Source organism: Streptomyces sp. NPDC005752 (assembly GCF_040630715.1).
Lineage (GTDB): Bacteria > Actinomycetota > Actinomycetes > Streptomycetales > Streptomycetaceae > Streptomyces.
In genome coordinates this window covers 83,168-98,196 of record NZ_JBEXYB010000030.1, presented here as the reverse complement: position 1 = coordinate 98,196, position 15,029 = coordinate 83,168, and the positions used below count along the sequence as shown (strand labels likewise).

The following is a 15,029-nucleotide window of genomic DNA, read 5'->3' as shown; positions in this document are numbered from 1 at the left end:
AACCGTCCCGGGCACACAGGAGCTTGTCCATACAGCTTCGCACCGCACGTCGAGGCCGAAGGAGAGGCAACCTCGCGACGTGTGGCGCCTCACCCACATTGCATGGCGAGCGTCACGGAGAGTCGCGATGGGGTGGCAACACGCAGACTCTTGCGCGCATACTCTAGTATGCTTGCTATATGTCTTCAACTACTCGTATCACCGTTACGCTCCCCAGCGATCAGGTGGCGGAGCTCCGCAAGCTCACGGACAACGTCTCCGGCTATGTAGCGGAAGCCGTGGCCCGCCAGATCCGGCACCAGCTTCTGGGCGATGACCTTCGCCGGCACGAGGAAGAGCATGGAGGCTTCAGCGACGAGGAGCTCGCCGAGGCCCACGCGAAGATCTTCGGCGCCGTCAGTTCCTCCAAGGACGCGGACGCCGCGTGAGCGAGCGCATCGAAACCGTTGTCCTGGACTCGGAAGGACTCTCCGCCTGGATCACGCAGGATCGCAAGTTCCTCGCGATGTTGCAGGTCTTCCACGACATGGGAGCTGACCTCGTGATCGGGGCGAACACCATCGTGGAAGTCAGCCATTCCCGTACCAACATCCCCCGCCTGAACTGGGCCCTGTCCCGTATCAAGGTAGAACCGGTCACCGAGCGAGCAGCCAAAGCGGCAGCGGAGCTCCTCAAAGGCACCGGACTGCACGGACACAAGTACGCCATCGACGCAACGGTCGCCGAGGTCGCGCTCCGCCAGCCGAAACCCGTCGCCTTGCTTACGTCCGACAGCGACGACATGGCCAAGCTCTGCGGCAGCCAGGTCCGCATCATCCCTCTCTGACCCTCCAGCCCACCCGGAGCATGCACCTCGGCAGGTTCTGTTGCACTGCCGCCGCCCGTGCCCCATCCGTGCCCATCGGAGCGGACAACAGCGGTCATGTACGGCGCCCGGATACCACTCCAACCTCGCACGTTTCGACCAAAAATGCAGGTCAGAGCCGATGCGGTCGCGCGAGAGCCGTTGATTCCCAAGCTCAGAGCGCGAGTTCGATTCTCGTCACCCGCTCCATGAACAAGCCCCAGGCCAGCGGCCGGGGGCTTCTTTGTTGTCCGGCCACGCTACGTCTTACGGGGCCGGTCGGTTCATCCTGACCAGCCCGCGCCTCCGGTCGCACGCCCTGTCGATCCCGTCCATGCGTCGCAGGCCACCGGTCCACGGAGACCGCCCTGGGGTCGGCAGGGGCGGTGGAACCGCTGGTTCATACCGAGCGTGGTGTCCTACGGTGTTTCGAACCCGGGGACCGACACCGGGACCAGTGGACGGTGGCACGTGAACGGGGGCTCGATGGCTGAGGGGACAGCGCTGGCGGATCGGATCGCCGAGCGGCGGGCCGGCATCGGAGATCCGCGGGCGATGCTGGGTGAGTTGCGGCGGGCGTTGGTGCTGGTTCCGTTCGACGGTGGTGGGCTGTGGACCGCGGAGTCCGGCGGGATCCGCTGGGTCTGCGGGTTCACCGACGAGGAGGCTTTGGCCCGGTTCGCCCAGGCACGCAGCACCGGGAGCGAAGCCGGTGCTGTCGGGCGGTCATGGGAGTTCGCCGAGCTGCGCGGGGCGCGACTTCTGGACGAGATCATTCCGGCGATGGGGGTGCCGGCCGGGATCGCGATGAACATCGCCGATCCGGACGGCTCGATGCTCTTTCCTCCGGTGACGGGGATCGTGCCTGACGCGGTCGCCGTCGACGCGCAGGATGCGGAAGCCACGGTCGGTGCACGGACCCGGGACGGGGGACGGGGTCGATGAGCGGCGGTGACGCTGAGGATCTGAACGTTGACCGGGCCAGTGTCCAGCAGATCACCAGTGGTCTGCGGGCGGCGGTGGCCGAGCTGAAGGAGTTCGGTACCGGCACGGGGGCGGTGCTGGGCAAGGGACTGTCGGACCTGTCGATGACCGGCATGGAGGCGGGTCACCACGGCCTGTCGGTGGACTTCGAGGACTTCTGCGAGCGGTGGGAGTGGGGTGTCCGGGCCTTGGTCCAGGACGCCAACGCCATCGCGGCGAAGCTGGGCCTGGCCGCCGGAATCCTGTGGGAGGAGGACCAGTACGTCCAGGGCACCATGAAGGTCGTGGTCAACGCCGCCGTGGGCAACCCGCACGCGTCCGAGGACGAGATCGTCAAGCAGAACTGGGGCGACGTGTTCACCCCCGACTACCTCAGCCCGGACTACAGCGCGGAGTCCTTCGAGCGGGCGGCGGACGAGGCCGGGCAGACCTGGAAGGACACCGGGCGGGCGCTGCTGACCGAGGGGAACGGCGGCCGTCAGGCAGACCAGCTGAACGACCTGCTCGGCGTCGACCAGGAAGCCTTCGACCGTTCCGTGGACGAGACGTTCGGACCCTCGCCCGAGGAACGGGCCCGGCAACAGCAGCAGGACAACGGGGGGAACTGATCCATGGGACTCGGGGATATCGTCAGCGACCTCACTCCGGACGTCGTCGAGGACGCCGTCGAGGACGGTGTCGAGTGGGCCGGCAACCGGGTCGAGGACGCCGGGACCTGGACGGCCGACCGGCTGCAGGACGCGGGCTGGGATTCCGGCGCGGACTGGGTGCGCGAGCAGTCGCGTTCGGTGGCGAACCGGATGGGCGCCGAGGTCGACGAGATGGACCTCGGGCAGACCGAGGACAAGACGAAGCTGATCTACGGAAGCCCATCCGAGCTCCGCTCGACCGCGTCCCACCTCAAAGACCTGCAGGGCGCTTTCGACAAGGTCGGCGGCGGCATGAGGGGACTGGACTCCTCCGCTCTGAAGGGGCAGGCGGCAGACGCGTTCCGGGACTCGGTGTCCGTCGAGCCGCCGAAGTGGTTCAAGGCCGCCGACGCCTTCGAGAAGGCCGCTGGGGCACTGGAGTCGTTCGCCGGGACCGTCGAATGGGCGCAGGGGCAGGCACAGACGGCGATCGACACGTGGAAAGCGGGCGCCAAGGCGTCCGAGGAGGCGATGGACGCCCACAAGGAACAGTGCGACACCTACAACCGGGCCGCCGACAAGTACAACGCCATGCCCGCCGACGAGCGCGATCCGTCGACGCTGCCGCCCAGGCCCGGTGAGTTCAAGGACCCCGGCAAGGCCCGCATAGAAGAGGCTCAGCGGCTGCTGACGGAGGCACGGACACAACGCAACACGGCCGCGGCAACGGCCCGTACGGCGGTGGCGGCCGCACGGGACACCGCGCCGCAGAAGCCCAGGTACGCCGAGCAGGTCGCGGACGGGCTCGCCGAGTACGAGGTGGTGAAGACCCACTTCGTCGGCGGCATCGCCAAGGGCACAGCGGGCCTCGTCACCTTCGCGCGCAGCGTCAACCCGACGGACCCGTACAACCTCACCCACCCCGCCGAATACGCCCTCTCGCTGAACAACACCGCTGCCGGACTGGTCCAGGTCGCCAACGACCCCTGGGGTGCCGGCAAACAGATGGTCACCAACTTCATGAAGGACCCGGCCGAAGGGTTCGGGCGGCTCGTCCCCGACCTGGTCCTCACCGCCGCCACCGGCGGCGCCGGAGCCGGAGTCAAGGGAGCCCGGGTCGCCAAAGAGCTCGCGGACCTCGCACAGGACGCGAACAAGGCCCGCCGCCTCGTGGACGACGCCCCCGAAGGCACCCACAACAGGCCCGACAGCGAGCGCACCAGTGGAGGCACCGACCCGGTCGACCTTGCCTCGGGCCGCATGTTCCTCCCACAGACCGACCTGGTGCTGCCCGGGGTGTTGCCCCTTGCCTTCACTCGCCGGGTGGAGTCGGGTTACACCGCCGGCCGGTTCTTCGGCCCGTCCTGGTCCTCAACGGTAGACGAGCGTCTGGAGATCGATGCCAACGGTGTCATCCACGTAACGGACAACGGGCTGCTGATCAACTACCCGCACCCCGTGCCGGGACTGCCCACACGCCCCGAGAGCGGGACCTCACGCTCCACCCTGGACCGCGACGAGGCCGGCGACTACACGCTCACAGACCCCGACGCCCGGCTGACCAAGCACTTCGCCGGCCCTGGCGGTACGGAACCCGGTGACGACGGCGAAGCCTGGCTCGTCGAGGTCGCCGACAGCAATGGCAACACCGTCGCCCTGGACCGTGCGGACGACGGCACACCCCTGGCACTGGTCCACTCAGCCGGCTACCACCTGTCCGTAACCACGGCCGGCGGCCGTGTCACGGCGCTGGTGCTGGCTCCAGCACGTACCGGTGCGGACAACCGCCCGGATGACGGACCTGCCCGGCCCGTCATGGCCTACGGCTACACGGACGGCAACCTCACCGAGGTCACCAAGCCCTCCGGGGCCACCCTGACCTTCGCGTACGACGACCACCGCAGAGTGACGGGCTGGGTCGACTCCAACGGCCGCCGCTACGCCTACACGTACGACGATCAGCATCGGGTGATCTCCGAGGGCGGCGAGGCAGGCCACTTCCACGTCACTCTCGGCTACGGTCGGCCCGATCCTGCGACGGGGCACCGAACCACCACCCTGACCACCGCCGAGGGCCACACCACACGCCACCTCATAGGCGCGGGAAACCGCGTCCTCGCGACCACCGACCCGCTGGGCCACACCACCCGGTTCACCTACGACACACGCGGCAACCGGCTCAGCCGCACGGACCCTCTCGGGCAGACTACCGCGTTCGCCTACGACGCGAACGGAAAGCTCTCTGCGGTAGCACACCCGGACGGCAGCCGACTCGGCCTGCATCGCAACCGGCTCGGTCTTCCCACATCGTTCGTTGCAGCGGATGGCGCTAGTCGCGGCCAGGAGTTCGATGGTCGTGGCAATCGAACCACGGTCACCGACCCTGCTGGGCACGCCACTCGATATGCCTACGACGCCCGCGGCGGTCTCGCTTCAGCCACCGATGCGCTGGGCGCGGTCACTACCTTGAGCTGCAACACAGCCGGACTCCCCATGGAAGTCACAGATCCGCTGGGCGGCAGCCTGCGCTACGAGCGAGACGCCTTCGGCCGTCCCGTAAGCGTCACCGATCACTCAGGCTCGGTCACCCTATTCGAGTGGTCGATCGACGGGAACCTCAGCCGCCGCATAGGGCCAAATGGCATGAGCGAGTCCTGGATCTACGACGGCGAAGGAAACTGCATTCGCCATACGAACACCGCCGGCCGCACGACACGCTTCGAGTACACCCACTTCGACACCTTGGCAGCTCGCACAGAACCGGACGGTGGCCACTACGAGTTCAGTTACGACTCGGAACTCCGTCTGACCAGAGTCACCAACCCCCAGGGGGCGCCCTGGACCTATACGTACGACTCCGCCGGGCGGTTGATCTCAGAGACGGACTTCGACCAGCGCACCACCAGTTACACGTACGACCCCGCAGGACGGCTCGTACTTCGCACCACTCCAGTTGGCGAAACCATTTCCTATGCACACGACGCGCTGGGGCGAGTGATCCGCGAGGACGCCGCGGGCGAAATATCGACGTTCGAGTACGACGGCGCAGGCCGCTTGGTGCGGGCCGGGGGCCCCGACAGTGAACTGCTGTATCAGTACGATCGACGCGGACTGATCAAGACGGAGATGGCCGACGGCCGCACCACAACGTATGCGTACGATGCCCTGGGCCGACGCACACGCAGAGTCACTCCCACTGGCCACATATCGACCTACGCCCATGACGCCGCCGGTCGCCGCACCCACATGACGGCGGGCGCTCAGCACATCGATTTCACCCATGACACCGCAGGCCGTGAAATCGACCGGGCCTTCGGCACCGGGCTGAACCTAGCCTCATCCTGGGATGGGACCGGCCAATTGCTCGACCAAAGACTGATCGCGGGCGGCCGCTCCCTGAAGCATCGCACCTACACGTACGGCGCTGACGGCTATGTCGTTACTGTGAACGACACTCTGCACGGTACACAGCGCTTCGAGCTCGACCCCGTCGGCCGGATCACTAGCGCTACCGCAGGCAAGTTGACCGAAAGGTATACCTACGACTCTGTAGGAAATCAGACGGCAGCCGTTCTTTCGGGACATCACTTTGATAGCGACGCCATGGGCGACCGCACCTACAGCGGCAATCGCTTGATGCGAGCAGGAGCGAAGCGGTACGAGTACGACGATGCCGGACGGTTGGTGAAATGCACCAAGGCCCGCTTGTCAAAAAAGCCCGACACCTGGCATTACTCGTACGACGCTCACAGCAGGCTCACCGCCATAACAACTCCTGACGGGACCCGTTGGCGCTATTCCTACGACACACTTGGGCGCCGCCGCCGAAAGCAGCGCATGTCCCCGGACGGCATATCAGTGGCCGAGCAGACCGTGTTCAGCTGGGACGGTAGCGTCCTTGCCGAACAAACCACCACGCATCCCGGCGTACTGCCCACCCCGGTCACACTTACCTGGGATCACCAGGGCCAGATTCCCATTGCCCAGACGGAACGCCGAATCGATGGTCACACTCAGCGCGAAATCGATGCACGATTCTTCGCCATAGCCACCGATCTGATCGGCGCACCCACCGAACTCATCAGCACATCCGGTGAAATTGCTTGGCGCGCACAGGCCACCCTTTGGGGCTCCACGACATGGAACAGCAACGCCTACGCGTACACGCCGCTCCGCTTCCCCGGCCAGTACTACGACCCGGAATCCGGCCTCCATTACAATCACCACCGCTACTACGACCCACAGACCGCGCGATACACCACACCAGACCCACTCGGCCTCTCCCCGGCCCCCAACCCGAACACGTACGTAAAGAACCCGCACGCGCAGGCCGACCCATTGGGGCTGGCACCCACCGACTACCCGGACCTCGGCGACGACTGGAAGCCGCTGGACATCAAGGACCCGAGTAACTGGAACGGTTGCGAGGAAGTAGCTGTGCAGATCCAGGAGCGGCTGGGCGGTGGAACCCGCTACAGAATAAGCAACGCCATACCCGACCCGCTCGCTGAGAACTTCGCCATGGGGCCCTACAGGAATACCGACCCAGCATGGTTCCACCATGACGTAGTCATGCATAACGGGCGCGTCTACGACGGCTTCACCGGTCGCACCGGCCTGAGCAAGCAAGAATACGACGAACTATGGGACCCCAACTATCTCGATATCCTGCATTGGAGGCCACTCGATTGATGCTTCACGAAATCCTACCTCACCTCCGCAAAAGGCCGCTCATGTTTGGAGTGGACGGAACGTTCGCCACTCACGTTTCGTTCCTCTACGGATACTCTGCCGGCGATCCGCGAGGGGAGCTCCAGAAGTTTCACGCATGGCTCAATAAAGATTTCGAGGCCAGCTCGAATATGAGCTGGGTCTGGCTCGTACTAAAAAGGGCCTTTCCGGCAAGAAGCTCACTCTGGGATCCGGGCGCCCCCCGCACCTCGGAGGAAGAAGCCACTGCCGTGGTCGCCCTGCTGACATCTCTTGAGGAATTCCTCAACTCAGAGGAAGGGAAGCACCAATAGCCCGCCGAGTAGCCAAGGGGATTTTCACCCCGCGGCTACTCGGCGGTCCAGCCGGGTCCGGCCCGGTTAGGTTTGGCCCGAACCACCGAAGGCGCTCAACGGTGTTGTAGGCATTCATCGAAGTGGCATCGCTAGCACGGAGAGGGTTGCCGGCACGTGTGTGCGCCCGTCCCGGCGCTTCTGCGGAGGACGGACAGCGCAGGACTGATCTGCCAGGGCATCCCTCCCATGCTCTGTGAAGTCGGGAGCAAGGATGGTCCACGACGCCCGTCGGGTGGGCGGGGTGCTGACCGACCTCCTCCCGGAGCACTCCGACCGGCTCGCGGAGGAAATCACGGTCAACGGCAGGGGAATGACGGACTACGACCTGCCCACTGCGACGGACGAACGCGCGCCGTTCCTCGTACGGAGGTCCCTGGCCTACGTCGCCGCCTGCCTGCACGGCGCACAGGAGCACTTCGGCGACACAGCGGTGAAGTGCTACGTCTCGTTCTCCCTCGCCGACACCGACGAGGCACTACTGACCGCCAACGTCACCTTCTGCACCCCACTGCCCGACGTCCGCCCCTACATCCCGGACATCGAGCGCGTGGCGGCCGCAGCGGTCGCGGAGATCTTCGCGGAAGACTGCTCCCACTGGTCATGAGCGTGAGCGTGAGCGCGCACCGGCGTCCTCACCGACATCGGCGCGCACCGCAGCAGACATCCGCAGCACCGCCACCGCCCGTGCCCCATCCGTGCCCGGCGGAGCGGACAACAGCGGTCATGCACGGCGCCCGGAGACCGCTCCGACCTCGTACGTCTCGAGCAAATAGGCAGGTCAGAGCCGATGCAGTCGTTCAAGAACCGTTGATTCCCAAGCTCAGAACGCGAGTTCGATTCTCGTCACCCGCTCCACATAATGAAAGCCCCAGGCCAGCGGCCCGGGGCTTCTTCGTATGCGGCACCTTGTCACCGTCCGGTCGGCTTCTGTGGCCTCTCCCTGGATAATCGACGTATGGCATCACAGCCCAGCCTTTCCGATCTCCGCCGTGCCAAGTTCGCCCGGCGCGCGCCCGCAGCGCTCTCCGAGCTCGCCGGCCCCGAGCACGGCACAGTGAGCCTGCCCCTCCACCTGGCGTGGTCGGGACTGACCACGTTCGACCTCGACCAGCCCCGTCTTCGGATGAGCTGCTACCGCATCGTCCTGGCCGAGGGCCAGCACGACGATCTGATCCAGTACCTCAATCGCGACCTTCTCATCAGCCTGTGGCCCACACTGCGCACGCTGATCAGCCGTGATGTCCGTGAAGTCTGGGAACGCTCCTTCGACGAGCTGGCTCACCGTACCCAGGCCGCTGCGTGAACCTCACCGGTCTGCACCGTCGCCTGCTTGCAGACGTGCTCGCCGTAGGTGGCGAATATCCTCTGGCGCTTACCGGTGGCTACGCAGTCCAGGCGCACGGCCTGGTCGACCGGCTCAGCCAGGACCTCGATGTCGCGACCGAAAACCCCGAGCGCATGGACAACATTGCGACTGCCGTACGCACCGGCTTGGAGCAGCGCGGGTGGCAGGTCAGTGCTCTGGAAACAGACCCGCTGTCCGCGCGCCTGATCGTCACCGACCCTGTCAGCCGTGAAGAGTGCGAGGTCGACATCCTCAAGGAGGCACTCTGGCGGCCACCCGTACACACCGAGCACGGCTTGGTGTTGTCCCTCGAAGATGTCGTGGGCACGAAGGTCCGCGCCTTGGCCGACCGCGGACTCGCCAGGGACCTTATCGACGTGCAGGCCGCCACGGGCCGTTGGAACCCCGTCGAACTCGAGGAACTCGGCCGGCGCCATGCCCGGGACTCCTTCGATCTCAGCGAGCTCCAAGCTCGGCTGGGCGGAGCCGACTGGATCGATGACACGGAATTCGCCGCCTACGGACTCGGCGAGGAGGCGATCGCCGGGCTGCGTCAGTGGGCACAGACCTGGGCCGACGACATCGGGGAACGACTTCACGAGCTCGCGTCCCCGCACGAGGACTGATGGCCCGACGATGCCGAACACGCGACAGGTTGCGGTTCGCGCGAGGGGCTGATCGCCCCTCGGCCGTCGTGCCCCATCCGTGCCCTTCGGAGCGGACAGCAGCGGTCATGTACGGCTTCCAGAGACCTCGGCGCCCTCACCCGGACCGGGCAAACATGCAGGTCAGGGCGATTGCACCATTCCAAGAACCGTTGGTTCCCAAGCTCAGAGCGCGAGTTCGATTCTCGTCACCCGCTCCATGAAAAAGCCCCAGGCCAGCGGCCGGGGGCTTCTTTGGTTTGTGGACCAGTTCAAGGCCAGGTCCGGCAGGTTGCAACGCTCCCCCGAATCCACCGACAGTCCGGCGACTGCCCCACCAGGACCCACATGGGCACAGCGAACGATCGAACGCCGTGGTTCCTCAACCCTCTGGTCCGCGCCGCGCAGCAGAATAGCGGGGCGCTCGAAGGTGTCCCAGCTGTCCGACTGTCCTGTTGGAAGCGGACAGTCGGCGTGAGCGCTGTCCGGGGTGCCCGGTTACAGACGGCTGCAACATCCCCGGATCTTGCAGCCCAGTGACGAAGCCGGGGATGCTTCGAACCGCACGCGCCGTGTGACGGTAGGCGAGAACACCGCTCACACCGGGTATCAGATGCGACGGTCTCTTGATGAGCATGCTCAAGCCGCCCCCGATCTGATCGCGCGTCGAATCACAGCGACTGAAGCGACACTTGGGGAACACTGGGACGCTGCTTCAATCGCCTCAAAAGGCTTTCTACGGTATCCCCGCCCGGCGACAGCCCTCCGCACGCCTTTACACTCCGTCGCGATGCTTGGGTGCACGGAAGGTGTGCCCGGGGTGGAGGGGACTCAACATGAGAATGAACCGTGTTCTGACCGGGCGCAGGTGGAGAGCCGCCGCCCTGCTGGTCGCCGGTCTGGTCGGCGCCACGCTGCTGCCGGCCAGTCCCGCGGTCGCCGTGCACGGGGCGGTACCCGGTGACTTCAATGGCGACGGCTACCGTGACGCCGTCCTGCCCGCCCCCGGCGCCGACGTGACGGGCAAGGAGGCGGCCGGTGCGGTCGTCGTGATGTACGGGTCGAAGTCGGGACTGTCGACGACCCGGCGGAAGATCATTACGCAGAACACCGCCGGCGTGCCGGGCACCGCCGAGGCATACGACCGGTTCGGTGCCGCCACCGCCACGGCGGACCTGAACCGCGACGGGTACGCGGACCTGATCGTCTCGTCGCCCTACGAGGGCACGGCCCAGGGAATCGATGCCGGGGCAGTGACGGTGCTGTGGGGGAGCAGCTCCGGCCTCACTACAGGCACCAACCTGCCGACACCGGAGAGCGATCCGCTGTACTACGGCCTGGACCTGGCTGCTGTCAGCGCCGGCCCGGGAGTGAAGACCGAAGTCCTGGCGGGCGGCTGGCACGGGGCCGTCCGCTTCACCGGCCCCTTCAGTCGCACCGGATCGTTCGGCAACGCGGCAGGGCCGGCGGACAGGTCCTGGGGCGAGTCTGTGGCGCTCGGCGACTTCAACGGGGACGGAGCCCAGGACCATGTGAACGTCACCTACCGCTTCAGTGGTCTCTCTGGTGGCATGGTCTTCGTGAACCCCGAGAACGACGTCCACAAGCCCGGTGTCTCACCCGGTCTCCAGAAGGGCAACGGCCTGATCTCCGCAACCGGCGACCTCAACGGCGACGGATTCGCCGATCTCGTGGTCGGCGACCCGGACGAACCCGAAGTCGCCGGGGTCGACGGCGCGCTGGGCGGTCGCATCCTGGTCTGGTACGGCTCGGCGCTCGGCATCGCGGCCGACGCGGCACCCGTTCAGATCACGCAGGACACCGCTGGCGTCCCCGGCGGAAGTGAGAAGTACGACGCCTTCGGCGGCGCTTTGGCGGTGGCCGACCTCAACCGTGACGGGCTGGCCGACATCGTGGTCGGGGCGCCGTACGAATCCATTGGCAAGGTCGGCCGGGCCGGGCAGGTGTCCGTCATCCCCGGACGACGCACGGGCGCCCTCGGTACCGGGGCGTACGCTTTCAATCAGGACACAGCAAGTGTCCCCGGCGGCTCAGAGGTCGACGACTTCTTCGGTACGACGGTCGCCGCAGGTGATGTGAACAAGGACGGCAAAGCCGAGTTGTTCGTCGGAGCGGCCGCCGAGAACAACTCCACGGGCGCTGTTTGGGTCCTCCCCGGTGGCACCTCCGGACCGACAGCCGCGGGCAGTCGTATGTTCACCGCGTCCTCCGTCGGCCTCACCCAGCAAAACGGCACCCTCCTGGGCGGCAATGGGCTGCTCTGGGTGATATGACGCGCCAGACGGGCAGCAGCCCCCCAATGCCGTACCGCCCGTAGTTGCCCGGACGACGCCACAGTCAGGTACACGGCGCTACCGCGCACCACCCGTGCACCACCCGGGGCGGACAGCGTCGGTCAACAGAGGGCTGGACCGCAACGGCACCGACTGCACCGGAAGTCGAGTCTCCGCAGGTCAGGCCCAGGAAAGATGGCTGAGGGGACCGCACTGGCGGATCGGATCGCCGAGCGACGGGTCGGCATCAAAGATCCGCGGGCGATGCTGGGTGAGTTGCGGCGAGCCTTGGTACTGCGCCGTTCGCGGCACACCCTCTCGCCGAACTGGCCGACGTCCACCGGCTCAGTGAGACCGGCCGGATCCGGGGCAAGGCGGTTCTCACCCCGTGAGCCCGTCTCTGCCACGGCGGCCCAGAGGCAGCCCCGCACCGGCGGCGCCGAACCCGGTGGTGCGGGACGAGGGCTGTGAAGCGGACGGCTCGACGGCCTGGACGGACCTCCCCGCCGTACTCGACGCCCCTGTTCCCGAGCCGGTTCGGGCCGGACACACCTCACCGTGCGATGCGGACGGCTCCCGGTGCCGAGCACCTGGTCACCTGGCCTGCGCTACCGAAGTTCGCATGACGGCCGCACCCGCCGCTCGTCTTCGCTCCGGGAACGCCGGACAGGACGGCCGACCCGCCCCGCAGCACCGGTCGGCACAGGCTGCCGCAGACCGATCAGGACACCGGCGCCGACGAGCAGTGCGCCGGCAACATCTGCGAGGCCCGCCTCGCCGAGCCCGAGTGCGACTGTGGTGACCAGTGCACCCACCGGAACGAGTCCGGCGAAAAGTCCGGCACGCGCTGCGCCCAGTCGGCGCAGAGCGTCGTACCAGAGGAAGAAGGCGGTGGCTGTGACGAGTACACCGAGGTAACCGAAGGCAGCCGCTTCGGTGGGGGTGGGCAGGCGAAGGGAGCTCGTACCGTCCAGGGCGATGCTCGCGGCCAGCAGCATGGGCACGGCCAGCGCCGCAGGATAGGCGGCGACTCTCATGGGGCCGAGTCTGGGCAGCAGCGGAAGGGCGAGGAGCGAGAAGGCGACCTCTCCGGCGAGTGCCCCCAGAGACAGCAGCACACCGCGCAGGCTGCCGCCGCCGAGCCCTGCGGCGACGGCAGCGCCCAGGGTCACGACAACCGCGGCGACGACGGTGCGCACGGCCGGCCGACGGCGTTCCGTCAACGGCCCGACGAGTGCGAGGACGATGGGGATCGCTCCGACCACCGTGCCGATCGTGGCCGGGCTCGCGTGCCGGGTGGCTTCGACGAGGAAGATGTTGAAGCCCGCCAGGCCGGTGGCGGCCAGCGCGAGAAGGAGCAGGATGTCACGGGCGGTCAGGCCGGCGCGGGGTAAACGGCGGTGGCGTACCACGGCGAGGAGGATCGCAGCGGCGAGCGCGTAGCGCAGGGCCTGACCGATGAGGACGGGGTAATCGGCAATCGTCGCGGAGACGGCCGTCGAAGTACCGACGAGCAGCATCGCGGCGGCGGCACCCGCGGCCGGAACGGTGGAGGAACTCATGCCGCGTACTCCTTCGACTGTGAGGCGGTGCTCGCGGGGCTGAGGACCCTCCGGGTGACACGCTCGGCCAAGGCGGCGACCAGTGTGCGCGGCCGGCGCGGCAGCAGATGCGCGGCCAGGGCATTGCCGAGTCCGGGGGTGACGTAGCCGCGGTCGCGATCGAGCGCGCGCAGAGCGGCGCGCACAACCGGCTCCGGCGTGGTCATCGAGCCGTTGACGGCCGCCTTGCGGGTGCCGATGGCGTCGAAGAAGGGGGTGTCGACCGGACCGGGGCACAGAGTGAGTACGCGAACGCCGCGCCCGCGGTACTCCTGACGCAGGGCGAGCCCGAAGTTCAGCACGAAGCCCTTGGCCGCGCTGTAGACGGCGAAGTACGGGGAGGGCTGGAAGCCCGCGGTGGAAGCGACGTTCACGACTGCGCCCGTGCCACGCTCCAGCATGCCGGGGAGCAGTGCGTGGGTGAGGTCGACGAGTGCGACGACGTTGACCATCAACTGGTCGTGGTCACGGTCCGCCGCGATGTCCTCGAAGCGACCGCACGTGCCGAATCCGGCGTTGTTGACCAGCAGGTCGACGCTCAGGCCGCGGGCGGCGAGACGGCCGGCGATCTGCCGGGCCGCATCGGGCTCGGCGAGGTCCTGGACCAGGACGTGGGCGCGGATGCCGTGCTCCGCGGCCAGGCGCTTGGCGAGGGCGGTGAGCCTGCTCTCGGAACGCGCCACCAGGATCAGATCGCATCCACGGGCGGCGAGCTGCGCGGCGAACTCCGCTCCGAGTCCGGACGAGGCACCGGTGATGAGCGCTGCACTGCGCACGGGAAATCTCCTTCACTCGACGAGGATCTGCGACCAAAGAGTATCGACTCTGCAGCTAACTGCAACAGGTTCGATGCAGTTAATTCAAAGGTGACTCAATGATGTACCGTTTCGAAGCTCAAGCGGAGGGCCGGGAGGCGTCATGAGTGAGACAGCGGCACGACCGTTGCGGGCGGACGCGGAGCGCAGCGTGCGCGCGATCCTGGAGGCGGCCGAACGCGTGCTCTCCAAAGATCCCGGCGCGTCGATGGAGCAGATCGCGACCGCGGCGGGGGTGGCCAGGACGACGATCCACCGCCGTTTCGCCCATCGGCAGGCGCTGATCGAGGCGCTGGCTTCGTCCGCAGCCCGCCAACTCGCCCAAGCCGTGGAGGACGGCCGGCCGGACACCGCCCCTCCGCTGGTGGCACTGCACCGGATCACGGCCAACGTGCTCGAGGTGAAGGGCGCCTGGACATTCGCCCTGGAACTGCCGGCCGATCCCGACAGCGAGGCGGCCGCCCTCCACGAGGACATCGGCCGGCGTTGCATCACAGTGCTGGAACGGGCCCGGGCGGACAAGCTCATCGACGAGGCAGCCGACCTCCACTGGGTGCGGCGCGTCTACTACGCGCTCCTCGGGGAGTCCCTGCACGGGAGCCCGGACGACACCGGTATCGACACCGACACCCTCGCCGCCCGCATCATCGACACCCTGCTGCACGGCGCGGGCCCACGCACCTGAGCTCGCCGCGGACCCGGGCGACTATCGGCCGAACACCGCCATCCGGACCGCCACCGGAACCCGCGCGGCAGCGGTACTGCCTCGGCTCCCCGCGCCACAGCCGCATGAACGTATCCATCACC

General features: G+C 67.2%; 12 protein-coding genes. 10 read left to right on the top strand and 2 right to left on the bottom strand.

Annotation, left to right across the window (positions count from 1 at the left end; genetic code table 11):
- Positions 1-179: 179 nt before the first annotated feature.
- From ABZ441_RS24505 to ABZ441_RS24465, 9 genes are all read left to right on the top strand, one after another.
- Entirely contained in the window at positions 180-428 is a 249-nt protein-coding gene (locus tag ABZ441_RS24505; RefSeq protein WP_358977863.1) for a type II toxin-antitoxin system CcdA family antitoxin, read from the top strand.
- The gene (locus ABZ441_RS24500; RefSeq protein WP_358977861.1) at positions 425-826 is read left to right on the top strand and encodes a PIN domain-containing protein; all 402 of its coding nucleotides are present in this window, start codon (positions 425-427) and stop codon (positions 824-826) included. The genes ABZ441_RS24505 and ABZ441_RS24500 overlap by 4 nt, the downstream gene beginning before the upstream one ends.
- Positions 827-1,330: 504 nt before the next feature.
- A complete protein-coding gene (locus ABZ441_RS24495) occupies positions 1,331-1,789 on the top strand; it encodes a hypothetical protein (protein WP_358977859.1) in 459 nt (152 codons plus the stop codon).
- Entirely contained in the window at positions 1,786-2,436 is a 651-nt protein-coding gene (locus ABZ441_RS24490; protein ID WP_358977857.1) for a hypothetical protein, read from the top strand. The genes ABZ441_RS24495 and ABZ441_RS24490 overlap by 4 nt, the downstream gene beginning before the upstream one ends.
- A gap of 3 nt (positions 2,437-2,439) precedes the next feature.
- The gene (locus ABZ441_RS24485; RefSeq protein ID WP_358977855.1) at positions 2,440-7,149 is read left to right on the top strand and encodes a putative T7SS-secreted protein; all 4,710 of its coding nucleotides are present in this window, start codon (positions 2,440-2,442) and stop codon (positions 7,147-7,149) included.
- Between the two features lie 585 nt (positions 7,150-7,734).
- Positions 7,735-8,127 (top strand): hypothetical protein, encoded by a 393-nt coding sequence (locus ABZ441_RS24480; protein ID WP_358977853.1) that lies wholly within the window; start codon positions 7,735-7,737, stop codon positions 8,125-8,127.
- A gap of 351 nt (positions 8,128-8,478) precedes the next feature.
- Complete coding sequence (locus ABZ441_RS24475) at positions 8,479-8,826, top strand: transcriptional regulator (protein ID WP_358977851.1); 348 nt, start codon at positions 8,479-8,481, stop codon at positions 8,824-8,826.
- Positions 8,823-9,494 (top strand): nucleotidyl transferase AbiEii/AbiGii toxin family protein, encoded by a 672-nt coding sequence (locus tag ABZ441_RS24470; protein WP_358977849.1) that lies wholly within the window; start codon positions 8,823-8,825, stop codon positions 9,492-9,494. Before ABZ441_RS24475 ends, ABZ441_RS24470 begins: the two co-directional genes overlap by 4 nt.
- Positions 9,495-10,348: 854 nt before the next feature.
- Positions 10,349-11,806, top strand: coding sequence for an FG-GAP repeat protein (locus ABZ441_RS24465; protein ID WP_358977847.1), 1,458 nt, complete (start codon positions 10,349-10,351; stop codon positions 11,804-11,806).
- A 608-nt stretch (positions 11,807-12,414) separates the two neighbouring features.
- On the opposite strand, the gene ABZ441_RS24460 is transcribed toward ABZ441_RS24465, so the two are convergent.
- Both ABZ441_RS24460 and ABZ441_RS24455 read right to left on the bottom strand, forming a co-directional pair.
- Complete coding sequence (locus tag ABZ441_RS24460) at positions 12,415-13,368, bottom strand: DMT family transporter (RefSeq protein ID WP_358977845.1); 954 nt, start codon at positions 13,366-13,368, stop codon at positions 12,415-12,417.
- Positions 13,365-14,183 (bottom strand): SDR family oxidoreductase, encoded by an 819-nt coding sequence (locus ABZ441_RS24455; RefSeq protein WP_358977842.1) that lies wholly within the window; start codon positions 14,181-14,183, stop codon positions 13,365-13,367. Before ABZ441_RS24455 ends, ABZ441_RS24460 begins: the two co-directional genes overlap by 4 nt.
- A 142-nt stretch (positions 14,184-14,325) precedes the next feature.
- Between ABZ441_RS24455 and ABZ441_RS24450 the strand changes: the two genes are divergently transcribed.
- Positions 14,326-14,907: a helix-turn-helix domain-containing protein gene (locus ABZ441_RS24450; RefSeq protein WP_358977840.1), complete on the top strand. Its 582-nt coding sequence runs from the start codon at positions 14,326-14,328 to the stop codon at positions 14,905-14,907.
- The last annotated feature ends 122 nt before the right edge of the window (positions 14,908-15,029 follow it).